The sequence below is a fragment of the Sphingobacterium puteale genome, from assembly GCF_050986225.1.
Taxonomy (GTDB): domain Bacteria; phylum Bacteroidota; class Bacteroidia; order Sphingobacteriales; family Sphingobacteriaceae; genus Sphingobacterium; species Sphingobacterium puteale.
This window is the reverse complement of sequence record NZ_CP158959.1, coordinates 1,496,072-1,517,910: the sequence shown is the minus strand read 5'-3', so window position 1 is coordinate 1,517,910 and position 21,839 is coordinate 1,496,072. Positions and strand designations below refer to the sequence as shown.

Here is a 21,839-nt window from a genome sequence, read left to right as displayed (position 1 = left end):
ATTTTTTATGAAAGCTGCAACCAATCCTCGTAGGACATCACACCCAATTCTGGCCTCCCCTCGCCTTCCAATAGGGCAATAAATTCCAATTGATTTCCATCTGGATCATTAAAATAAATTGCCAATGCCGGCATCCAGGCAAATACCATTGGTTTTTCTACACCATCTTTCAAAAAATTGTAAGGTTTTAAATCCCTTTCCCTGAGATAATCTACTGCGTAATTCAAGATATCTTCTTTACTTGCTCTAAAAGCAAAATGCCGCGGCTGAAAATTAGCTTCCTCCTGCCAGAGTCCCAACATAAATTCCTTACCTGTGCCTACCCACAAAAAAACGATAGGTCGACTGGGATCACGATATGCAATCCGCAGATCAAGCACCTTCGTATAAAAATTGACCGACTCCTCCAGATTACGTACCTGGATATGCGTTTCATATAATCCTGCTATCTTCATTGTATCAATAGTTAAATGTGATCCAGTTTCTATACATCATTCCAAACTTTTGTTGTCATGAGCCAATGTATTTTATTCCTCCATGACAATTTAAGTTAAATTCCGATAGCTTAATCGGGGCAATCACAAATTAGACAGAAAAATGATGATTTGAGCCGAAACAGTTTGATTTAACAGAAAAACAACCTTATCTTGTGTAGAAGACACATAAGCCATGTACAACACACTAGAATTAAAAAAATATACAGCCGAAGATTTCCCCCTTTTTAGAGAACTTACCAAGGACGACGAAATCATGAAATATATTTCCGGCAAGGGTTTAACGGCCGAGCAGGCCGAGAAAAAATTTGCTTCTATTCTCGAAATCAATACAGATCCATCATTGGGTTATTTTAAGGTGATAGATTCCGAGAGTCAATTATTTTTGGGCGACTGCAAATTGGTCAACTATAAAAAAGATCCAACCGTATTTGAAATCGGTTATTTGCTAAAAAAGGAGTTTTGGCGTAGAGGTCTCGGCACCAAAATCTGTGAATCTCTGCTGTCCACGGCCAAAAGCATCGACGCCAATAAGGATGTGATCGGCATCATTGACCCCGATAATACTGCCTCCAGACAACTATTGACAAAATTTGGGTTCCACAGCTACTTTGTTGGTACCGAAGATGAGATTGCTACAGAAAAGCTTATTTTAAAACGCACATAACCTATTTTATCCACCGAAAGAATAAGGTCTATTGCACATGACAATCCCTATGAAGTTTAGCATCAAGATCAATCCAAATACACACGACAGTCTACAAGACACTTTATCTTTCTTTGGTGTAGATTGCAATCGCCCTTACTACATCTCATCGGGCAATCCGCTTTTTGAATACCCTAGAAATGCATTTCGTATCGATTTTTACGCCATTTGCATTTGCACAGCCGGAACGATTACGGTAGAAATTGATAATCAAGAATATACACTATCACAGCATAGCTTACTTGTTTCAGCCCCTTCCACCATCATCAAATTTACAGCGGTCAGCAAGGATTTCAGAATGAAACTGCTTTTCTTTGACAAGTTGTTTCTACTTAAAAACATTGCCAACCCATTTTTTATCGAAAAACTGGGACTATTCAATAATGCGACATTCGCAATGATACCCGAGGCAGAAAAACTCGCCGGAAAATTATTAAAGCTCCTTGAATATTTAAGCGAGGTGACCCTAAGGGCGACACCTTTTACCCCCGACATTATCCGCACCATTATATTTAACCTGCTGCTGGAAATAGCCGATGTGCTCGCCATGGAGGACCAACATGCTGTTGAAACAATTCAGGAGGCCAATAGCCTCTACTTTAAGTTTACGGACCTGGTACAGCAACATTGCTGCCAATCCAAAGATGTAAAATATTACGCCGATCGGTTATTTATTTCAAACAAATACCTGATTAGTATTGTTAAGAAAGCATCTGGGAAAACGCCCCATGAAATCATAGACGAAAATTTGCTCAAAGAAGCGTATGTCCTACTCGGAAATCCGGAGAAGACCATTTCCGACATCGCCTATGCGATAGGCTTCAATTCGATCTCTGCATTTGGCCGTTTTTTCAAAAAGTACGCCATGTTATCGCCTTCTGAATATCGAAAAAGACAAAATATGTAAAAAAAGGAAATTCGGTAGAACAATAGCGAATTTGAGGGCATAAATGATCTGAGGAGTATGGCTAACTTTACTCAAGAATTAAAAACAATAAGAATCATGAAAGAAATCACCTCAAAATTCGACAAAGTATTAAATGCATCTGCTGAATATGGAAATGTAAATCATGAACCGGATTCAAGCAGCGAACAACAACGTAACACGCCTAAAAAGGCCATGCCTTTTTCAGATCAAATAGGAAACTATCAACGTAACAAAGGAATCCCGACCAAATCCTATAAGGACAGTAAAATCTACATTGTCGGTAGCGGGATTGCCGGCATGTCAGCCGCATACTATTTCATCCGTGACGGACATGTCCCTGCAGAAAATATCACCTTCCTGGAGCAGTTACATATCGAAGGCGGATCCCTGGACGGTGCCGGTAATGCCAAAGATGGTTATGTCATCCGTGGTGGGCGTGAAATGGACATGACTTACGAAAATTTATGGGATATGTTTCAGGATATTCCAGCCTTGGAAATGCCTGCTCCTTACAGTGTACTTGACGAATATAGATTGGTCAATGATAATGATTCCAACTATTCTAAAGCACGGCTTATTCACAATCTTGGTGAAATCAAAGATTTTAGCAAATTTGGGTTGGCCAAAAAAGATCAACTTGCAATTATCAAACTCCTGTTGAAAAAGAAAGAGGAATTAGATGACCTGACAATTGAAGATTATTTCAGCGAATCTTTCCTGAGCAGTAATTTCTGGACCTTTTGGCGTACCATGTTTGCTTTTGAAAACTGGCATAGCTTATTGGAATTGAAACTGTACATGCATCGTTTCCTTCATGCAATTGATGGATTAAACGACCTTTCTTCCCTCGTATTCCCGAAATACAATCAATATGATACTTTTGTCACCCCATTACGCAAGGTGTTACAAGAGAAAGGTGTCAAGATCCAATTTAATGTCCTGGTCAAAGATCTTGACATACAAAGCAATACCGAAGGAAAAACCGTTGAAGGAATAATTACCGAACAAAGTGGTAAAGAAGTACGTATCCCACTTGGTCCAAATGACTTTGTCATTGTCACCACCGGTTCAATGACTGAAGACACCTTCTATGGTGATAATACCAAAGCACCGATCATCGGCATCGACAATAGCACCAGTGGACAAAGTGCCGGCTGGAAACTCTGGAAAAATCTGGCAGCCAAATCAGCTATTTTCGGTAGACCCGAAAAATTCTGCAGCAATATTGAAAAGTCAGCATGGGAATCTGCTACGCTGACTTGTAAACCTTCGGCTTTAATCGAAAAATTAAAGGGCTATTCGGTCAATGACCCCTATTCAGGAAAAACAGTCACTGGCGGCATAATTACCATTACAGATTCCAACTGGTTGATGAGCTTCACCTGCAACAGACAACCGCACTTCCCGGGCCAACCCGACGATGTTCTTGTACTTTGGGTCTATGCGCTCTTTATGGACAAGAAAGGAAATTATGTTAAAAAGACCATGCCCGAATGTACCGGAAATGAAATCTTGGCTGAACTATGTCATCACCTCGGAATAATAGACCAATTGGATGATGTCATCAAAAATACCATTGTTCGTACCACATTTATGCCTTATATCACCTCCATGTTTATGCCCCGTGCTAAAGGTGATCGCCCAAGAGTAGTGCCCGAAGGCTGTAAAAATCTGGGCCTCGTTGGACAGTTCGTCGAAACCAATAATGATGTTGTATTTACCATGGAAAGCTCCGTCAGAACCGCGCGTATTGCCGTATACGAGCTCTTGAATCTCAACAAGCAAGTTCCTGATATCAATCCATTACAATACGATATACGTCATTTGCTAAAAGCAGCACGGACACTTAACGATGACAAACCCTTTCTAGGAGAAGGTTTATTGCGTAAAATACTGAAAGGAACTTATTTTGAACATATTCTTCCCGGAGGGAACGAAGAAAATGAAGATCATGAATCCTTTATCGCTGAACAGGTTGGCAAATTTAAAGATTGGTTAAAGGGAATTAAGGGATAATTAATCTCCTGACTATTGAATAATGAGTTTATAAAATAAGAATAACATGAAATTTACAAATGTAACGATTGCGGGAAGCGGGGTTCTAGGTTATCAAATTGCTTTTCAGACCGCCTTCCATGGTTATCAGGTGACCGTTTACGATATCAATGAGGAAGTGCTCGAAAAAGCTAAATCCAAATTTGAAATCTTGGCTAAAGCTTTCCAAAAAGATCTCCATGCGACGGATGAACAGCTGGAAGCGACTTTCAAACGTTTACTGTATACATCGGATTTAGCACAGGCGGTACAAGACAGCGACTTATTGATTGAGGCTGTCCCCGAAAATCCGGCCATTAAAATTGCTTTCTACGAGGAGCTCGCGAAGGTCGCACCCGAAAAGACCATTTTTGCCACAAACTCTTCGACTTTGCTGCCCAGTCAGTTTGCGCAGGACACTGGCAGACCACAGAAATTTCTTGCCCTGCATTTTGCAAACGAAATCTGGAAACATAATACAGCAGAGATTATGGGACATCCCGGTACGGATCCTCAGGTATTCGGCGCTGTAGTTGAATTTGCCAAGTCGATCGGTATGGTCGCCCTTCCACTACATAAAGAACAAGCGGGTTATATCGTCAACTCCCTCTTGGTTCCTTTACTCTCGGCAGCAACAGACCTATTGGTCAATGAAGTTGCGGACGTGGAGACAATCGATAAAACTTGGATGGTGGCCACAGGAGCACCAACGGGACCATTTGGCATCTTGGATATCGTTGGCATCACCACTGCATATAACATCAACAAGATGTCCGCCGAGGCGACAGAAGACCCTATAAAAATAAAGACTGTAGCTTACCTCAAGGAACATTTTATTGATAAAAATAAATTGGGAGTTGCGACCGGAGAAGGCTTTTATACCTATCCTAATCCAGCTTATCAAGCTCCTGACTTTTTGAAATAACAGGCACTTTAACATCCTGATTAGCAAATCGCCTATACCTTTCAAAAAAGGATAGGCGATTTTATTTTTTCAGCAAGAAGGTAGGTTAATTCGCATATACCGCATTGAGCCAGCCAAAAACAGATTTGTTTTGGGCATTTGGATCCATGGGCTTAGGCAATTTAAGTACATCAAGCAGTGCATCAAATGCATCTGCGATCTGGAGATCATCACGATTGCTAAATAATGTGATAATAAGGTCTTTCTGCTGATCTAAATACACAATATTATGGAAACCCGTTGATTCTCCCGAATGGAAGAACAGCCTATTTCCCTCCAAAGGATAGATAAACCAGCCTAAATTGTAGAATACACCATCTTTTACCGGAAAGTTCTCTGTTCCCAGAAAATCCTGTATAAGAGCTTCGGAAAAACGCTTATGAAGCAAAAAATTAGCCCATTGATGGTACTCCAAAGCCGATAGATAAACTCCGCCATCGCCTTGAGTCGCACTGGTCACACTCTGATCAGCAAACACAAAGGTATCCCCCTTAGGATGATAACCGAAGGCCCGATTGGGAATAGCTGAATCCATTGTGTAGACAATTCCATTGCTGATACCATTCGGCAGAAACAAATGCTTTTTTACAAATGCCGCAAAAGATTCTTCGGTCACCTGTTCCACAATCAAAGCCAACAGGCAATAGCCCGTATTGCTGTATCTGAATCGGCTCCCTGCAGGAAAATAGAGCGTATCTGTCTGCCGGATATAATCCAGCACATCGCGATCCGAAACCTGCGCCGTTCGATCACTTGGTATCAATGCCTCATAATCCATGATGCCCGAACGGTGTTGAAGTAATTGAGCAACGGTAATACGCCGCAAGGCTAAGGGCAAATAGTCAAAGAAAAGCCCCAATTGATCTGTTGGCTTTAGCTTTCCCTGAGCAAATAAACTGCAAATAGCTTGCGCTGTCACCTGCTTACTGACGGAGGCCATCCGAAAATGGCTTTTTTCGGTGATCTTTTGTTTCGTTTTTAGATCCGCTATTCCAACGGCATATTGGTAACGGATCTTTCCATGCTGACTAATCGCAACTGCTATCCCAGGCTCATTTCCATTCGGATAATAGCTGGAAAGCGTTTTATCCAATAAAGATTTCTCCATATTTTGTCCCATCGCATAGCTAGTTACACACATAAAAAGTAAAACGAGTTTTAGGTACATGATGCTATAGTGCTGCATTGCTTTTATTTTTGTGTATTAATACAATTTAAGATCTGTATAGGTGGTACCAATAGGTATTATTCTGTCAGCTATCCAGATCTGGGCCCGGTCAAACTTTGTCATCTTTCCTTTTGCAACAATAAACGCTCTATGGCAACGCACAAAATCAGACTTTGGCAGCAATTCGCTGAGCTCACTGATGGTGATCCTTGAGCTAATCAGTTTATTCGATAGGTGTATCTGTGTATAGTTGCCAGAAGCTTCGATATAGTGTATATCTTCAAATTCGACCTTTACATGTTCATAGCCATCTTTTACAAAAAAATAGCCCTTGTTCATCCCAGCCTTTGTAGATCTCAGATGGTACAGTTCATGTGCTTTGTTGCAAGCCTTTAAAAATCGAGCCATAGAAAAAGGCTTTAAGAGATAATCAATTGCATCAAGTTCAAAGCTCTGCAAAGCATGTTCGGAATAAGCGGTTGTAAAAATAATCATGGGAACCGTATTCAGGCTTTTCAGAAATTCGATACCTGAAATATCAGGCATCTTAATGTCCAGGAAAATTAGATCAACAGGCTGCCGCTGTAAATAACTGATCGCCATAAAAGCATCTGTGAATGTTTCTCTCAATTCAATAAAGGGAACTTTTGACGTGTGATGGCTAATGACCTCCAACGCCAGTGGCTCATCATCTATCGCTATGGCTATCATACAAATTATTGGTTTAAAATCTTGTCAAGCTGCTCGCAAAGCTGCTGTCCATGGCTTGGTCGAAGCGCTTTTTCAACGACCAATTTTCCTGTTTTATCAAATATAAAATATTGTGGGTAATATTCCGCTTTATCCTTGGCATTTCGTAACAGCTCCTTCCAAAAAGGGGCCATCTGTTCCCTCCTTTTACCTAGTCAATATGTAAGGTCAAGTGGACAAAAAATTCCTGTACATTTTCACGAATGATCAGCTCATGTCTGTCCCTATACAACAACAATAGGCGTTTCCGTACATTGTCAAGCCCCACACCGCTTTTTAACTTTTCAGGATCATTGTCATTTTTGAGATTGATGCTGTTACTGACATCAAAGAATAGCACATTTCCCCTGACCTGTAAGGAAATTTTGATATATGAAGGCTTCTGTAAACTAATACCATGTTTGAACGCATTCTCAACAAAAGGAATAAGCAACATCGGGGAAATTTGGTAATTTTCAAACTGCTCTTCAATCAACGTTTCGATCTTGATATCGGCAGACTGTGAGGTCCGAAGAGTTTGCAATGCGATATAATTATTCAGGTATTCGACCTCTCGGATCAGCGAAATCTTATCCTGTGTGTTCTCATGAAGCATAAACCGCATCATGTCCCCCAGCCGCTGGATCCCCTCACCGGTTCTTTCGGCTTTTTCCTGCAAAGCGGTACCATACAATGTATTTAATGCATTAAACAGAAAATGTGGATTGATCTGTGACTTTAAGAAGTTGAGATTAGCATCTGATTTACCCAGTTCGGTTCGTAGTGAGGTCAACTCATAATTTTGTAAAACACGTTTTCTATACAAAAACCATGAAAGCGGAATACTGACCAATAACTGTGTAGGTAGATGAAACAACGCAACAATAAAAATTACTTCGGAAGTCCGATTGAAGAAGAACAGCGCCAAAATACATAAGGGTAACATGAGGACCAAACTAATGACAAAGATGTTCCAAAAATAGCGGCCAAATTTCATTTTTTGCCTGTACAGTTCAGGCAATAGGTAATAAAGCGAATAAATCACAATACCGACCGCAGAAAGCACCACCATGGTCCAGAGGATCGCAAACTGAAAATTTGATCTGGATGTAATCCATAAAAATAATCCCACAAACCAAAATCCTATCCCGAAAGCCAGATCCATCTTCATCTGTCTTTGCACAGCGGTATTTCCGTCCATATTTTTGAGCAGATAGGCCATAAAATACTTGCCACAGGTATAAACCGAAATAAGGATGACCATTAATGCCGTCTTATTAAATGCATCAAAAAATAGACGATTATATCCCTGTTGAATTGTCTTATAAGCCAACAACTCATAGGTATGACTGTACGTCTTAGCAATACCCAGTACAAGGCTAACGACAGCTATCAGCAGAACGATCAGGGCGTATTTTAATGCTTCGCTTTTCTTCTCAATAATTGCCGGGATCAGTATAAAATTTAGCGCCAAAAAACTTAGATAGACCGCTAAAATATAAAGGAACTTAGGCACAAAAAAGTTAAAGAAATAGGAATAACTTATGCCTACGGCAATGAATTGTTCATGGATACCACCATCATTCCTTTGATTGGTGTCTGATACAAGGTTATAGCTGAATAGTATAAAAAGCAGCGTTGCTAACCAGAATTCTACTTTTCGAAATTTTCTTAGTCTCATCATGTAGTCAATTATTCATTTGTGTTTGCATTCAATGGTATTCTTGAATGCTTCGCATTTTGTTGTTAAATGGTCAAATGGAATATCCAGTTTTTCTTCACATTGTTTGTGCTTCTCCAACAGGAATATTTCATCTACGATTGGTTTTGATGATACAATGCTAATAGAAATGAAAAGATAAATAGAAAAAATGTGACGAATGCCCTAAAAAATGGGATGGGTAATTATTTCAGGAATTTCTTAAGCTCCCGATTGAGGCTTCTGACCGAAATACCGAGATAAGCAGCCATATCCTCCTTCTTGATTGCCATATCCTGTTGGGATTGGATTTCCAATAAACGATGTAAACTATGTTCCAGGCTGTATAACTGCTGGTAAGATGCCCGGCTCGAGGTATGCACAATACGTTGTGCCATCACATCCAGCAACATATTGCTCCATGTGATATCTCTTTCCAATAACTCCCTAAAATACGTTTTGGAAAATGCATAGACCGTCACATCGGTCATGGCCTGTATGCTACACAGACTGGGAATATGACGAATGCTTTCGATCTCCCCGACAATTTCCCCGACCGAAAGGAATTCAACGATATACTCCTTGTCGTTAGCCTCGGTAAAATAGCACTTGACTATCCCTTCACTGATAACCATAACCTTGGTGGATGCTGTCCCCTGATCATATAAGTTTTGCCCCTTGGTATACTTTCTGACCACGATATCCTCCTGACGCTGCTGCTGAGCGTAAAGTGTTATCGTACGATCCAAAAATGATTGATTTGTTCTTAACATAACGATCCGGGACAAATGTCCTTTTAATAATGATTTCCTTTTGAGAAATTAGCTTCATAAAATTACAAAAGTAGGTTTAAAAACAGCATGATTTATTCAAAACGGGTCTTCGATGTGAGTGGGTTAGATGAACTCTTGATCACTATGCCGCTTAAGGCAGCGTGAACCGAGCGCAGCGAGCTCACGAATACCTTAAAATACCAACTTAATGAGTAAACGAGCTCATGAAGACCATTGAAAATAATTCATAAACAACGAATGAGACAAATGAAAAATAAGATAACAACCATCGCTTTTGATGCCGACGATACCCTCTGGGCCAATGAATCTTACTTCCAGGAAGCAGAAAGACAATTTTGCATGCTTTTGGAAAACTACCTTCCACAACATACCGTCTCGCAGGAGCTCTTCGCTACCGAGATGAAGAATCTGCACCTATATGGTTATGGGATCAAAGGCTTTATGTTGTGTATGATCGAAACCGCCAATCGCATCTCGGAAAACACGGTCCCCATTGAGATCATTAATCAAATTATATCGCTCGGACACGAGCTCTTGCTGAAGCCCATTGAATTGCTTCCCGGTGTGACCGAAACGCTGACCCAGCTAAAGGGCAATTACAGACTGGTCGTTGCAACCAAGGGTGATCTCTTGGATCAGGAACGGAAATTAAAAAATTCGGGACTGGAAGACTATTTTCACCATATCGAAATCATGAGCGACAAAAAAGAAAAAGACTATCGTAAGTTACTCAAGCATCTGGATTGCACACCTGATCACTTTATGATGCTGGGCAATTCCCTCAAATCCGATATCCTTCCGGTACTCGAGCTCGGTGGGTTTGGTGTTCACATTCCCTATCATGTGACCTGGACGCATGAACAGCATGAGGTTAATTTAGAACACGAACGCTTTATTGCCCTCCAAAAAGTCGATGAGATCCTGGCCCATTTGGGTTAAGGACATTTGAACAGCATAAGCCAGTACATTGCCTACAGCGCGCGAGCTTATGCTGTTTGACCATTAATAGGTCATCTGCTCGTCCATTTCATATTTCATACTCGGATAATTGAGTATACGCCGCATCAATGCCATCTGACCGCAGAGATAATCCTGCCTTCCGATGCACATCCCCACAAAGTTGAGTTTGTTCTCTTCGACAAAAGGAATATTCATATCGATTTTGAAAATCTCCGCCAGTTCTGCATCGTCTACTTCCAGCAGCCGCTGATAGACTTTTGGGGAAATGGCATAAAAACTATCTTTCAACTCTTTTAAGGTCGGATATTTAAACTGTTCATCCAAGGTTTTACCCATAAAAAATAAGTCGTGATAGGGATCTTCTTCCTGAAGCCCCAAGACGTATGCAATTCCATAACGTACATTAACAAAATTACCTGCCATCCAAACAATATGATTGCTCTGCCCATTGATGCGCTGACGTGCATGTTCCTCTGAAATCCCATCCAACACATTGATAAAACTCTGACTGTGCATCCGGTACGCAGGAATAACGATTTCTAGTTTTGCTGATTTTGGTTTATCCATTGTTCATTGATCTATAGGTGCCGGGCACCTGGTTACACATCAAAGTTAACTGATTTAGAGCACGATACTCTTGTCGTATGGCAAGAATATGAACTTATTGAAAAGAGCAGACACTCAGCTGGCTTATGATGAAGCACGCTACAATTGTGCGGTCGCATTGGTGGAATTACAACGTGCTGCAGCCATTTGGGATATTGATCAATTGTGACACCGTTATACTGGTGAAATCTGATTCTTTTTAAGCTTCTTGTACATGCTTTTCAAGGAAGGGGAAATCAGTATCAGCAGCAAGATGCTGATACTGATCATCGACATCAATTCATAGTAGTCCATGCCATACCGGACGAAAGACTGTATATTAACCCGCTCGCTGATGAGCTTCAATCCCGCGGCATATTCCTTGTACTGCAATCCATGCTGCAGTACCCGGTGAGATTCCCGCTGAATATAGTCTTCAAATATCAGATTGCCTGATTGCAGCTGATCCCGAAAAACCTCCCGGTGCTGGGCATGTTCAAATAACTTAAAGAAATTCTGCAGACCGATACTACTGGTATAACCCAAGTAACGGACGGCCAAACAAGCTGCAGCCGCTGAAGCGCCCAAATGAGGGCGTACACTAGCAATCACAAATAAGATGGTCGGCACCATGATCAGGCCAACCCCCAGCCCATGCAATACCAACGGTAACCAGAAGTGATCTTCATTGCCCTCACTTTCAAATGAAAAAAACATGTATTGATGAAAGGCCAACAGGCAACAGTAGCCAACAATCCAGATCCATTTCACTGTGCGCCGTTTTAATAGCCAGTAGAAGGATAGCATAACACCACATACAATCCCGAGGATATTAAACCATTGGATATAGGACAGGTGAATAGGATCCAGGCGGATGACCTGTAGAAAATACTGATTGGAGATCGTCAGCGAAAACCGTTCGATATACATCATATACAAGACGAGGATTCCAAGCAGGAATTTCCGGTTTCCAAAGATAGACAGCTCGATATAAACACGTTTGATCGCTTTCTGCCTCATGACAAACAGGCCCAGGCATAAAATTCCACCGATCAGTACGGTCAGCATGGAGGTATCCGAAAACCAATAAAGTTCCTGTCCATAGACCATCAGGTAACCGAAACTTATAACAATAAAACTGTAGAGGATAAAGCTGGCCCAGTCCAGGGAAAACAAAGGGTACGGACGATTATGCCGGATGGGTTTCATTGTGACGATGATCAGTAGTAGCCCCGGTACAAAAGATAAGGCGGCATACAGGTAAAGTTCATCAAAGTTAAATGAATCTATAAACTCCGCTGTCACAAAGGTATTGAAAGGTGAACTACAGAGCAGCATACCAAAAAATATGGCATAACTTCCCTCCTTGGCCCTTTCGGTTTTCAGTCGGGAAAATATCATGGATATAGAGAGGTTGACAGCCGATGCGAACAGCATACCCTGAAAAAAACGTAAGCCATATATCCAACTGATCTCGTTGATGCGATACATCAGGTAACAATTGAGCAATTGCAAGAGATTGAAAATGATATAGTACTGTTTGACCGGGAAATACTGAAAAAAGCGACGTTCCAGGACATAGAATCCGACAAATCCCGCGTAAAAAAGAATAATGAGGAACTGTACATCACTGGGCTGTGCACCGTAGAAACCCGCGGTGACATTGACATTGGCACCGGGCAGAAAAAACAAGACCATGCTTGGCATCAACCCGCTGAATAAAATCAGCTTAATCAGCCATTCGGGTACCCAGTCTTTGAAGATCCCTTTCACTGTTATTGATTTTTTGAGACCGAAACATTGACATTCATCCCTGAGAGTAATTTTTTGGCTCCCTTGCCCCTGTCCAGTTCAATACGAACGGGAACGCGCTGTACGATTTTCACAAAATTGCCCGTTGCATTGTCCGGCGGGAGTAGCGAAAAAGAGGAACCTGTTGCAGGGGAAATAGAAATTATCTTTCCATAGAATGTTTCATCCGGGTAAGCATCCGCAACAACCTCTACACGCCTGCCAAGGTTGAGATAACGCAATTGCGTTTCCTTAAAGTTGGCTGTCACCCAAATTGGTGTCTCTGCATTGACAATAAATCCCAGCACCTCGCCCGGATTTATCATCTGTCCTTTTTCAATGCTACGTTTTCCTACCCGACCATCATAGGGGGCCCGGATTACGGTATATCCGACATCAAGATGCTTTCGGTTTGCTGCTGCTGACAAGCGTGCTTTCTCCGCATTGATCACCCCCTTTTTCACATCAACATCATTCACGCGATCCCGCGATGCCTCCAGCTTATGCTGTAATGCGGCAAGTTCACTTTTGTACACCTCCAGTGTGGCTTTTATATCTTCCAATTGCTGCGCCGTAGCAGATTTTTCATCAAACAGAAACTTATAGCGATCGTATTCCAATTGCTGCTTCGTCATCCGCGCTTCAGCCGCCGCAATGGATTGTTCCAATGATTCATGTTCGGCCTGCAATATTTCTTTTTGACTCCCCAGCACACTGATTTCCGCATTTTCTCTATTTATCGAAGCCGAAGCCTGATCAGCTTCATATTTATATTCCCGATTATCGATCAGCAGCAAGGTATCACCACGCTTGACCGATTGATGATCTTTAAAGTGAACCGATACAATGTAACCACCCACACGGGAAATAATGGGATTAATATACTGGGTTACTTGTGCATCATTGGTATAGGTATACCGGATGCGCAGCCAGAGTATCCTTCCGCCCCATAGTAAAAGTGCCAACAAAGCAATCCCAGCAAACCAATTGGTGATGCGGGTCAATTGTACATCGGTCATTGACCGGCCTGATTTAGGTTTCATTAGATCGTACCCTTCAAAAATTCAATAAAATAATAGTGTTTCTGTATCGCGATCCGGGCGGATTCCAGCTCAAAGTTTGTCTTGAGGCATTGCATATCTGCATCCAATAAATCCGTAATCAGTGCAGAAGACTTGAAATACCTATTTTTTATAATACGGGCATTTTCCTTGGCCAGCGCCAGATTTTTTTGACAGATCGCCTGTTTTTCCAATGCAAGATTATAATCCAGATAAGCCTTCAAGAGTTCATTTTCCACAGCTTCCTCTTCATGGTGGTGTTTGACCTCTTCCCGCTTCAAAGCAACCTGAGCTCCCCGAACAATATTTTTATTGAGGTACAGGGCGGATATCGGGATATTCAATTTAAGCCCCACTATATTTAAGTTATACCAGCTCGCATTATACGGATATAAAAATACCTGCGGATTGGCAAAGGTAAATGTATTGGTCAGCCCCATTTCAGGCAGATAATTTGATTTGGCCTGTTTGACGCTCAGTTTTTTTAACGCAACTTCCTGTTCGGATTTTAACAGTACAAAAGCTTCCTGTCTCGCAATGGCCACAAGTTCCGGATAGTTCAGCGGATGGCTTTCCATCGTGCCACACATCGGGATAATTTCCTGGTGTATATTGGTGATCAGCTGTAATTTTTGGTTAATTGCCCTGATATCATTTGTGATCTGTACCAAGAGCAATTCGCGCTTGGACAATTCAAGAGAAATCCGTAACACGTCACTATGTAATACAACCCCTGCAGTGTAACGAGTTTCGATCTCTTTCAATTGTGTGCGCTGATCTTTGATATCCTGCTCAATGAGAAATTTGTTGCGATAGGCTAAATCCAGATCCAGAAACAAGTTACAGATCTCCAGCTTAATCTGCGCCGTAGCGCTTTTCCAATCAATATTGGCCAGTTCCATTTCGAGTTTTTTTGATTCAATTTTCATCAGATCCCGATGTCCATTGTAAAGATTCAGGTAGAAATCGAGTCCAGTATCATACAGGAAATGGATCACATCGTGTTGGGATGGTTTGGCAAATATCCCCCGATCGTAGACAGACATGTTGCTCGCATAACTCGCAGAGGCCCTGACACTGATTTTCGGCAGTAATTCCATCCGTTGCTGCCGTAAGGCTATCCCCTTTTCCTCTAACTGCAGATGTGACTGTTCAATATACTTACTGTTTTGCAGCGATTTACTGATCAGATCAGCAAGCGAGATACGTAGCGAGTCCTGGGCCCGCGTTCCTAAAACCAAGCATAGGAGCACTGCGATAGTGCATATTGCTTTGGTCCAATGCGACGAAAAAAAGTTCAATGTCTTTCTGTTATTTTTTGCGTTGCAAACTTAGATACTAATTGGAAAATGCATTTCTTCACAAATGCCAATATGTTACGAAAAAAAGACATTTTTCAATCAATTATCAATAAAAGAGCAAAACCTGCCAAAAAACAGGAGCAAGATGGAAAACAATACGACGACTTTGCTTATTATACTTATATATCTTATTATACTTATATACTATCCACAGTAGTTATTAGGTTGATATCATTTACATATTAATTGATCATGAAAAAAGCCATCTTATTATTCCCATTAATCCTGATACAAATGAGCCAGGCGCAAGAATTTCGATCTGCGGCAGATTCCGATCCCAATAAATTGGGTTGGATGCGGGGATTTCCGCCACCGCAAGACCGAATTATTTCGGCGTTGGACGGTACATTTTTTAAGTTTCCAGCGCTACGTTACAGTGTTTGCCATATGCGTGAATTCTTTCCCTCGAAACTAGTTCCTGCGCCCCTGATCAATCGTTATTCTTTTTCCACCGCTCAAGATTCGGCCATTGATACCCTAAGCTTTCGACCTCTTGGAGATGAAAAGCCTATCAGCTGGGCTGAATCTCTTTTAGAAAATTATACTGATGGCATCCTTATTCTTCATAAAGGGCGTATTATTTACGAAAAATATTTTGGTGCATTGACTCAAGAAGGCATACACGCGGCGATGTCCGTTAGCAAAACATTCACCGGCACCCTCGCTGCGCAACTCATTGCCGAAGGTGTTTTGGATGAAAACAAATACTGTCGGGATTACGTTCCTGAACTTGCACATTCCGCTTTTGGCGATGCTACGGTCCGTCAGGTGCTGGACATGACCACAGGCCTGGAGTTCAGTGAAGACTATGCTGATCCGAATGCGGAAATATGGGCCTTCTCCAAGGCCGGAAATCCCTTCCACTTTCAGCGAAGTACCGATGAACCGGCAAACTATTTTGATTACTTAAAGACCGTTAAGAAAAAAGGCCAGCATGGTGAAGCATTCGGTTATAAAACGGTCAATACAGATGTGATGGGCTGGATAATTTCGCGGGTATTAAATAAACCACTGTCGCAAGCCCTTTCCGAAAAAATCTGGGAGCCATTGGGAGCCAATTTTGATGCCTATTATCTGATCGATGGCGCGGGTATATGTTTTGCGGGCGGAGGACTTAGCGCCAATCTTCGTGATATGGCCATGTTTGGTGAGATGGTGCGCAATAAGGGTTATTTTAACGGCAAACAAATCCTCGCGAAAGAAGTAGTTGAATCCGTCCGATCGGGTGGCAGTCAGACTGCTTTTGCAAAAGCCGGTTATACGAATCTTAAACAGTGGAGTTATAAAAATATGTGGTGGGTAAGCCATAACGCTGATGGAGCCTTCTGTGCACGTGGTGTCCATGGACAGACCATCTATATAGACCCCAAAGCAGAAATGGTGATCGTCCGATTTGCCTCTCATCCCATAGCATCCAATTCAGCCAACGATGCGTATTCCCTGCCTGCTTATCAGGCGGTGGCCGACTATTTATTGAAAAAATGAAATTAAGATTTCCAAAAATGTTTCCGTAACCGCACTGACGGTACTAAAACCTATTAAATACAAAATAAAATCATTGAAAATCAATTTATTATAGTTTATCAACTTATTTTTCAGTTTTAAAACTGAAAAATAAGTTGATAAACTGAAAAATAAGTTATAGCTTTAAACTATGGAAGAATTAACAAAAAAAGAAGAAGAGGTCATGCATGCTATATGGAAATTAAAGCAAGCCTTTGTCAAAGATATTATTGAATATATCGATCCAACACAAACGACGCCCTATAATACCATATCATCCATTGTACGGATTTTAGAGAAAAAAGGATATGTAGGATTCAATGCCTATGGGAAGACCTATCAATATTATCCATTGATCTCCAAGATGCAGTACCGAAAGTTTTTCTTTTCGCGTGTGATGAACAAATATTTTGATGATTCTGTCGAAAACTTGGTTTCATTCATTGTCAAGGAACAACAGATCAGCGAAACTGACATCGAGAAAATCAAGGAAATTATCAATAAAAATAAAAAAAATGAATAACCTGTTTTCCTATGGTATAGAGGCCAATGTCAGTTTGCTTATTTTAGTCTTGCTCTTTATCTTGGCTTTTCGGCAGCTTTCATTTTTCCGTTGGAACCGATTTTTGCTTATTGCACTGGTTAGCTTTTGTACCCTGGTTCCCTGTCTTAAATTTAAGACCGATTATGTCGATTTAAACGATCCCAAAACAAAGTTAAATCAGGAGATAGCGTTTCAAGAGCAGTTACGCAATTCCAATGCCCCCTTGTCGATCGAACCCGAAGAACAGCTCAACCTATGGGACCGGATGGAGTTAAAAAAAATATCCACTTATGCTTACCTACTAATCGCAATCTTCTTTCTGATACGATTAGTTTATCGCAGCTTAACCCTCGCATACTTTTTAAAGAAGATGGATTTTCAGGAGCATCAGGGAATTAAAGTGATCCCGCCGTTTAATCGCTTCAATAATTGTTCGATCTTTCATTACATCGTTATGGATAAAAACGCACTTAAAAGTTATGAAGGCCAGCTCATCTTTGCCCACGAGGCTCAGCATATTCGAAAAGGACATGCCTGGGACAAATTCTACATCGAACTAATGTGCTGCTTCTTCTGGATAAACCCGGCCATTTATTGGGTCCGGAAAGAACTGCATCGTCTACATGAATTTCAGGTCGACCGTGCAGTGGGAGAATGCTATGGAAAGACCAATTATGCGAGCTTCTTGCTGAATCTGACACAACAACATCAACAAATAGATTATATGCAAAGTAGAATTTTAAAAAACCAAAATGAATTGGTAGAACGCATCGACAGGTTGATGCGAAATCTATCGCCGCGCACGAAAGGTTATCAGTATCTGCTGCTTGTTCCCTGTATATTCGTGTTAATTGTCTCTTTCTCTTTTATTAATCCCACGAAAGAAAAAATCACTGCTCTCACTGCTGTTAAAAACAGCGTAAAGACTATTGTTCTCGATCCGGGACATGGCGGCAAAGATAATGGTGCCACCAACAGCAAAGGCCTCAAAGAGAAAGATCTCACTTTACAGGCTTGTAAAATGATTCAAAATGAACTTGAAAAAGAAGGTTTTCAGGTTGTATTGACCCATTCGAAAGACGAATTTATGATGCTCAAAGACCGTGCAGCATTTACCGGCGATGCCTTGGTTTCCATTCATTTCGATGTTGATCCTTCAAACACAAAGCTGCCAATCGGCTTATTTTATCCAAAAGCTGTTGAATTTCCGAAGATACAGGATCAAAGTCGGGAGTTCGCATTCCGTCTCACACAAAATTTAAAAAATCAAGGATTGAGCACGCAGAAACCCGTTGAAAGCCACAGTCATGCGATTTTACGGGGAGCAAAAATACCGGCACTCATTGTCAGCTTAGGGAATATGAATACCTTTTCCAACACCTTGGACCCACAATTTATAAGCGCTTTTACCCATGCCTTAAAAACTTCGCTGTCGGAATAGTTTTCCGTAAAATTATCCGTTAAGTTCTTTTTACAAAGATTCCAAACAATAGAAGATTCCCTATAGGGAATCTTCTATTGCATTCCAGAGTTCAATGCGCTTTTGAAGCGCCTCTTTACTCACTATTTTCATTTCTTCCCACTTCTCGTCATCCTCTTTGGCCAGATCGGAGATCATCTGCATGGCCAAAGGGCCATGCTCATCACCGTCCAGATCAATATGACGTTGGAAATAATAGATAAAATTATCCAAGCTAGATTCAGGGAAGTTAGTTTTCAGCTCCTGCAAAATAGAAGTAAACATACCCGGAATAAGGTCCTCACGGCCAAATGTAAAAGCAGCCGCAATTTTATGTACCTCCCCTTCTTCAATCAGTTCAAAAGTAAAATTCAGAAAATCTTTGATCCTTTTGTCCAGTGTTGTCAATGCAATGGCATCAAAAATACTTTTGGATTTCTTGGCGTGCACGATAAACTTATTGATCAGATGCAGATCTGCTCCCATTTCACTCATTGCGTCCAGATACATTTCAAAATGGCTCAAACGGCGACCATCAATATATTCGTCAGATTCTTCCGCTAATACAATTTCGTTGATCAGATAGCGTGTCGATGGATGCTCGCTCGCAAACCAAGGTAAAGTCGTACAGGTCAATTTAATCTGTAAAGCTTTTAGTAAAGACATAAAATCCCATACGGCATACACATGCCCTTCTGTAAACGAACGTAGATTCTTGATCGTTTTGATCTTACGATACAAGGGGTGTTGCAATAATACCTCGCGTTCGGCAGCAATGTATTCGTTAATTTCCGCAATTCTATTCATGGCGCAAAAGTATTGTCTTATCTCTGTTTTTTAAAGTATTTTCAATGAGATTACAGTAACATGATAAATTTCTCGTCCAGTTATCCACTTCATAACCAAATCACAGCCAACAGCCCGCCCCTGCTTTTTGATCTCCTCATAGCTGTTGCTATCCCTAATTTGCAGTTAGAAAGAAAAATATTTTTTATTATAAAAATAATCTACTATATTTGTAGAGTATTCAGAATTGCATGATGCAATACCAACCGAGTGCAGGCACCGCGGTGGTAAATTAATACGGGTTTCGACCAAAATAAACGTCGCAGAACGATTATTTTCCCAACAAGATCTGGATACAGTTTATGGTTTAATCCTTTAAATTTTTAAATTGTATGGCTACTACAACAAATCTTTACCAACACTTACTGGAAAAATTCAGCTACTATTCTACGGACGAACTGATACAGCTCAACAATGACACCATTTTGGGTCAAGGCTGGGGATCATCGAAAGCTACCTTTAGAACAGCTTTGATCAGTACGTTCTCCAAAAGAGGACTGGATCTTTCCAACATCATTTCCAAGGAAGACGGTTTTACCTCGGTAAAGCAGGTGCCAGTACGTTTGGAACAGAACGTCTTGATTCCTTTACAGTAAGCGTTATCGGCACAAAAATAGCGCGCATCGAAAGGACTTCGTGCGCGCTGCTGTGATTGGTTTAGGAAATTGCCGATTTAAAAAAGGCTATAATCTTATTACTTATAGTTTGGATTCTGAATTAACACACCTGCGCTTTTCTCAATTTCTGTTTGTGGCAGCGGCCAGCGGTAAAATTTGTCTTCAAAATGATAGGGCACTTTACTGTCTTTGACCGCATTGAGTACTTCACCCGCGATATGCCAACGAATCAGATCGTAATGCCGCAGTCCTTCGAAAGCAAGTTCTACCCTTCTTTCGTGGCGGATACGTTCGCGCATTTTTTCCTTGGTATAACCGGCAGGAAACCCGGGCATCTGAACGCGGCTCCTCAGGGTATTCATGGCATCGTACACCGATGGATCTGGCCCGGCGATTTCATTTTGTGCTTCGGCATACATCAATAGCACCTCCGCAAAACGCAGCACAACCGCATCCTGTTGACTCAATGTTGAAAAGCCAAAAGGTAAGTTGGCCGGATCCAGGAATTTCAGCACCCCATAACCCGTAGGCCGCGGATTGGACGGTGTATGGATCTTACCGCCGCCAAAGTCGGGATGGTCCACAAAAATTGTTTTGCTCAACCGCGGATCCCGATCTTTAAACGGATTGGCCCGGTCCGTCAGCGGAGATTCACCATAAGGCAGGCCATCTTTGCATTCATAGGTATCCACGAGGTTTTGCAACGGCGAAGCTGCTATCCAATCGCCTAGGTACATGTCCCAGGGGGCTGTATTATTCGGTGCCAGAAAATTGACCGAAAAGATAATCTCGGGATTGTTCTTCTGTGTTGCGTCGCGAAAGACATTTTCAAAAGCCGTACTCAGGGTATACTCTTTCATGACATCGGTGCATAAATCTTTTACCTCTTTCAAAATTGCTAAATCGGGCACCCCTTTGTCACCATAAGCCGCAAACAGTAAAACCCGTGCTTTCAAGGCTTTTGCTGAACTTGCGGTCGCATGTCCCCCATTGTTGAAATAAGGTTTAGCCGCTAAGTTGGCGATCCCGAAATCCAGATCGGCCCGAATCTGTTTTAAAATATTCTCCGCACTTTCCTTTGGCTGACGTTGATTCTCCAAACTGAGGGGGGTCAGCACAAGTGGCACTTCACCATAGATACTGTACAATTGGAAATACACAAAAGCACGGATAAAGCGGGCTTCGGCTTCCATATTTTTCTTCTCTGCATCGTTCATATCCGAGCCGTTGTAGCCCTGAAGCTTCTCGATCAGGCGATTGGCACGTCCTATACCTACATAAGCATCGTTATAAATACCGGTTTCGTAGCCCCCTGTGGTCGGATTTAAGTTCCCACCGACGATTTCATTAACGCTACCTGAATTGAACTGATTGTAACCATTGTCGGTCAGACAATCCCGAAAAGGCATCCCATAAGAGAAAGCTTCACTCTGCAACGAGGCATATACACCGGCCAAGGCATTATCAAAATCCGATTTCTTGCCAAAATAGTTGTCCGAAGCGATCTGATCCAAAGGGTTGAGGTCCAAGGCACTGTTACATGAACCCAAAAATAGGCCGGATAGCATCAACGCTGTTATAAATTTCTTTTTCATA

Annotated in this window: 21 protein-coding genes and 1 riboswitch; of the genes, 9 read left to right on the top strand and 12 right to left on the bottom strand. The window is 41.5% G+C overall.

Annotation, left to right across the window (positions count from 1 at the left end; all coding sequences use genetic code 11):
• Positions 1–5 precede the first annotated feature (5 nt).
• Positions 6–455, bottom strand: a complete 450-nt coding sequence (locus ABTV71_RS06290; RefSeq protein WP_433902537.1) for a VOC family protein — start codon at positions 453–455, stop codon at positions 6–8.
• A 214-nt stretch (positions 456–669) separates the two neighbouring features.
• On the opposite strand from ABTV71_RS06290, the gene ABTV71_RS06285 reads away from it, so the two are divergent.
• The 4 genes from ABTV71_RS06285 to ABTV71_RS06270 all read left to right on the top strand — a co-directional run bounded on the left by ABTV71_RS06285 (position 670) and on the right by ABTV71_RS06270 (position 5,087).
• Positions 670–1,161, top strand: a complete 492-nt coding sequence (locus tag ABTV71_RS06285) for a GNAT family N-acetyltransferase (protein WP_433902536.1) — start codon at positions 670–672, stop codon at positions 1,159–1,161.
• Positions 1,162–1,210: 49 nt separating this feature from the next.
• A complete protein-coding gene (locus ABTV71_RS06280; protein WP_433902535.1) occupies positions 1,211–2,107 on the top strand; it encodes a helix-turn-helix domain-containing protein in 897 nt (298 codons plus the stop codon).
• 96 nt (positions 2,108–2,203) lie between these two features.
• On the top strand, positions 2,204–4,144 hold the full coding sequence (locus ABTV71_RS06275) for an oleate hydratase (RefSeq protein WP_433902534.1): 1,941 nt from the start codon (positions 2,204–2,206) through the stop codon (positions 4,142–4,144).
• A gap of 46 nt (positions 4,145–4,190) precedes the next feature.
• Complete coding sequence (locus ABTV71_RS06270) at positions 4,191–5,087, top strand: 3-hydroxyacyl-CoA dehydrogenase (RefSeq protein WP_121125033.1); 897 nt, start codon at positions 4,191–4,193, stop codon at positions 5,085–5,087.
• An 85-nt stretch (positions 5,088–5,172) separates the two neighbouring features.
• On the opposite strand, the gene ABTV71_RS06265 is transcribed toward ABTV71_RS06270, so the two are convergent.
• From ABTV71_RS06265 to ABTV71_RS06245, 5 genes are all read right to left on the bottom strand, one after another.
• Positions 5,173–6,312, bottom strand: a complete 1,140-nt coding sequence (locus ABTV71_RS06265) for a serine hydrolase domain-containing protein (protein WP_433902533.1) — start codon at positions 6,310–6,312, stop codon at positions 5,173–5,175.
• An 18-nt stretch (positions 6,313–6,330) separates the two neighbouring features.
• Positions 6,331–7,005: a LytR/AlgR family response regulator transcription factor gene (locus ABTV71_RS06260; RefSeq protein ID WP_433902532.1), complete on the bottom strand. Its 675-nt coding sequence runs from the start codon at positions 7,003–7,005 to the stop codon at positions 6,331–6,333.
• A 5-nt stretch (positions 7,006–7,010) separates the two neighbouring features.
• Positions 7,011–7,178 carry a hypothetical protein gene (locus tag ABTV71_RS06255; RefSeq protein WP_433902531.1) on the bottom strand — a complete coding sequence of 56 codons (168 nt, stop codon included), beginning with the start codon at positions 7,176–7,178 and terminating at the stop codon, positions 7,011–7,013.
• Between the two features lie 17 nt (positions 7,179–7,195).
• Positions 7,196–8,707, bottom strand: coding sequence for a sensor histidine kinase (locus ABTV71_RS06250; RefSeq protein WP_433902530.1), 1,512 nt, complete (start codon positions 8,705–8,707; stop codon positions 7,196–7,198).
• A gap of 221 nt (positions 8,708–8,928) precedes the next feature.
• Positions 8,929–9,495 carry a Crp/Fnr family transcriptional regulator gene (locus ABTV71_RS06245; protein WP_121125029.1) on the bottom strand — a complete coding sequence of 189 codons (567 nt, stop codon included), beginning with the start codon at positions 9,493–9,495 and terminating at the stop codon, positions 8,929–8,931.
• Between the two features lie 267 nt (positions 9,496–9,762).
• On the opposite strand from ABTV71_RS06245, the gene ABTV71_RS06240 reads away from it, so the two are divergent.
• The gene (locus ABTV71_RS06240) at positions 9,763–10,455 is read left to right on the top strand and encodes an HAD family hydrolase (RefSeq protein ID WP_433902529.1); all 693 of its coding nucleotides are present in this window, start codon (positions 9,763–9,765) and stop codon (positions 10,453–10,455) included.
• 63 nt (positions 10,456–10,518) lie between these two features.
• Here the strand turns inward: ABTV71_RS06240 and ABTV71_RS06235 are convergent, their stop codons facing one another.
• The 4 genes from ABTV71_RS06235 to ABTV71_RS06220 form a co-directional block, all read right to left on the bottom strand.
• Positions 10,519–11,043 carry a DinB family protein gene (locus tag ABTV71_RS06235; protein WP_121125027.1) on the bottom strand — a complete coding sequence of 175 codons (525 nt, stop codon included), beginning with the start codon at positions 11,041–11,043 and terminating at the stop codon, positions 10,519–10,521.
• A gap of 213 nt (positions 11,044–11,256) precedes the next feature.
• Positions 11,257–12,834 (bottom strand): hypothetical protein, encoded by a 1,578-nt coding sequence (locus ABTV71_RS06230; RefSeq protein WP_433902528.1) that lies wholly within the window; start codon positions 12,832–12,834, stop codon positions 11,257–11,259.
• A gap of 2 nt (positions 12,835–12,836) precedes the next feature.
• Entirely contained in the window at positions 12,837–13,895 is a 1,059-nt protein-coding gene (locus ABTV71_RS06225; protein ID WP_433902527.1) for an HlyD family secretion protein, read from the bottom strand.
• Entirely contained in the window at positions 13,895–15,214 is a 1,320-nt protein-coding gene (locus ABTV71_RS06220) for a TolC family protein (protein WP_433902526.1), read from the bottom strand. The genes ABTV71_RS06225 and ABTV71_RS06220 overlap by 1 nt, the downstream gene beginning before the upstream one ends.
• Before the next feature lie 252 nt (positions 15,215–15,466).
• Here ABTV71_RS06220 and ABTV71_RS06215 point away from each other — a divergent pair, with 252 nt between their 5' ends.
• The 3 genes from ABTV71_RS06215 to ABTV71_RS06205 all read left to right on the top strand — a co-directional run bounded on the left by ABTV71_RS06215 (position 15,467) and on the right by ABTV71_RS06205 (position 18,762).
• Positions 15,467–16,759, top strand: coding sequence for a serine hydrolase domain-containing protein (locus ABTV71_RS06215; RefSeq protein ID WP_433902525.1), 1,293 nt, complete (start codon positions 15,467–15,469; stop codon positions 16,757–16,759).
• 169 nt (positions 16,760–16,928) lie between these two features.
• The gene (locus ABTV71_RS06210) at positions 16,929–17,300 is read left to right on the top strand and encodes a BlaI/MecI/CopY family transcriptional regulator (protein WP_433902524.1); all 372 of its coding nucleotides are present in this window, start codon (positions 16,929–16,931) and stop codon (positions 17,298–17,300) included.
• On the top strand, positions 17,293–18,762 hold the full coding sequence (locus tag ABTV71_RS06205) for an N-acetylmuramoyl-L-alanine amidase (protein ID WP_433902523.1): 1,470 nt from the start codon (positions 17,293–17,295) through the stop codon (positions 18,760–18,762). Before ABTV71_RS06210 ends, ABTV71_RS06205 begins: the two co-directional genes overlap by 8 nt.
• Before the next feature lie 60 nt (positions 18,763–18,822).
• On the opposite strand, the gene ABTV71_RS06200 is transcribed toward ABTV71_RS06205, so the two are convergent.
• Positions 18,823–19,587: a DUF3050 domain-containing protein gene (locus ABTV71_RS06200; protein WP_121125015.1), complete on the bottom strand. Its 765-nt coding sequence runs from the start codon at positions 19,585–19,587 to the stop codon at positions 18,823–18,825.
• Between the two features lie 211 nt (positions 19,588–19,798).
• Positions 19,799–19,892: riboswitch (SAM-I-IV-variant riboswitch) on the top strand.
• Positions 19,893–19,958: 66 nt separating this feature from the next.
• On the opposite strand from ABTV71_RS06200, the gene ABTV71_RS06195 reads away from it, so the two are divergent.
• Positions 19,959–20,222, top strand: coding sequence for a 5-oxoprolinase (locus tag ABTV71_RS06195; RefSeq protein ID WP_121125014.1), 264 nt, complete (start codon positions 19,959–19,961; stop codon positions 20,220–20,222).
• A gap of 98 nt (positions 20,223–20,320) precedes the next feature.
• Here the strand turns inward: ABTV71_RS06195 and ABTV71_RS06190 are convergent, their stop codons facing one another.
• Complete coding sequence (locus ABTV71_RS06190) at positions 20,321–21,838, bottom strand: RagB/SusD family nutrient uptake outer membrane protein (protein ID WP_433902522.1); 1,518 nt, start codon at positions 21,836–21,838, stop codon at positions 20,321–20,323.
• Position 21,839 lies beyond the last annotated feature (1 nt).

Excerpts from the sequence above, each read along its gene's own strand:
- ABTV71_RS06290 (WP_433902537.1), bottom strand. The coding sequence starts at position 455 with ATGAAGATAGCAGGATTATATGAAACGCATATCCAGGTACGTAATCTG.
- ABTV71_RS06285 (WP_433902536.1), top strand. The coding sequence starts at position 670 with ATGTACAACACACTAGAATTAAAAAAATATACAGCCGAAGATTTCCCC.
- ABTV71_RS06280 (WP_433902535.1), top strand. The coding sequence starts at position 1,211 with ATGAAGTTTAGCATCAAGATCAATCCAAATACACACGACAGTCTACAA.
- ABTV71_RS06275 (WP_433902534.1), top strand. The coding sequence starts at position 2,204 with ATGAAAGAAATCACCTCAAAATTCGACAAAGTATTAAATGCATCTGCT.
- ABTV71_RS06270 (WP_121125033.1), top strand. The coding sequence starts at position 4,191 with ATGAAATTTACAAATGTAACGATTGCGGGAAGCGGGGTTCTAGGTTAT.
- ABTV71_RS06265 (WP_433902533.1), bottom strand. The coding sequence starts at position 6,312 with ATGCAGCACTATAGCATCATGTACCTAAAACTCGTTTTACTTTTTATG.
- ABTV71_RS06260 (WP_433902532.1), bottom strand. The coding sequence starts at position 7,005 with ATGATAGCCATAGCGATAGATGATGAGCCACTGGCGTTGGAGGTCATT.
- ABTV71_RS06255 (WP_433902531.1), bottom strand. The coding sequence starts at position 7,178 with ATGGCCCCTTTTTGGAAGGAGCTGTTACGAAATGCCAAGGATAAAGCG.
- ABTV71_RS06250 (WP_433902530.1), bottom strand. The coding sequence starts at position 8,707 with ATGATGAGACTAAGAAAATTTCGAAAAGTAGAATTCTGGTTAGCAACG.
- ABTV71_RS06245 (WP_121125029.1), bottom strand. The coding sequence starts at position 9,495 with ATGTTAAGAACAAATCAATCATTTTTGGATCGTACGATAACACTTTAC.
- ABTV71_RS06240 (WP_433902529.1), top strand. The coding sequence starts at position 9,763 with ATGAAAAATAAGATAACAACCATCGCTTTTGATGCCGACGATACCCTC.
- ABTV71_RS06235 (WP_121125027.1), bottom strand. The coding sequence starts at position 11,043 with ATGGATAAACCAAAATCAGCAAAACTAGAAATCGTTATTCCTGCGTAC.
- ABTV71_RS06225 (WP_433902527.1), bottom strand. The coding sequence starts at position 13,895 with ATGAAACCTAAATCAGGCCGGTCAATGACCGATGTACAATTGACCCGC.
- ABTV71_RS06215 (WP_433902525.1), top strand. The coding sequence starts at position 15,467 with ATGAAAAAAGCCATCTTATTATTCCCATTAATCCTGATACAAATGAGC.
- ABTV71_RS06210 (WP_433902524.1), top strand. The coding sequence starts at position 16,929 with ATGGAAGAATTAACAAAAAAAGAAGAAGAGGTCATGCATGCTATATGG.
- ABTV71_RS06205 (WP_433902523.1), top strand. The coding sequence starts at position 17,293 with ATGAATAACCTGTTTTCCTATGGTATAGAGGCCAATGTCAGTTTGCTT.
- ABTV71_RS06200 (WP_121125015.1), bottom strand. The coding sequence starts at position 19,587 with ATGAATAGAATTGCGGAAATTAACGAATACATTGCTGCCGAACGCGAG.
- ABTV71_RS06195 (WP_121125014.1), top strand. The coding sequence starts at position 19,959 with ATGGCTACTACAACAAATCTTTACCAACACTTACTGGAAAAATTCAGC.
- ABTV71_RS06190 (WP_433902522.1), bottom strand. The coding sequence starts at position 21,838 with ATGAAAAAGAAATTTATAACAGCGTTGATGCTATCCGGCCTATTTTTG.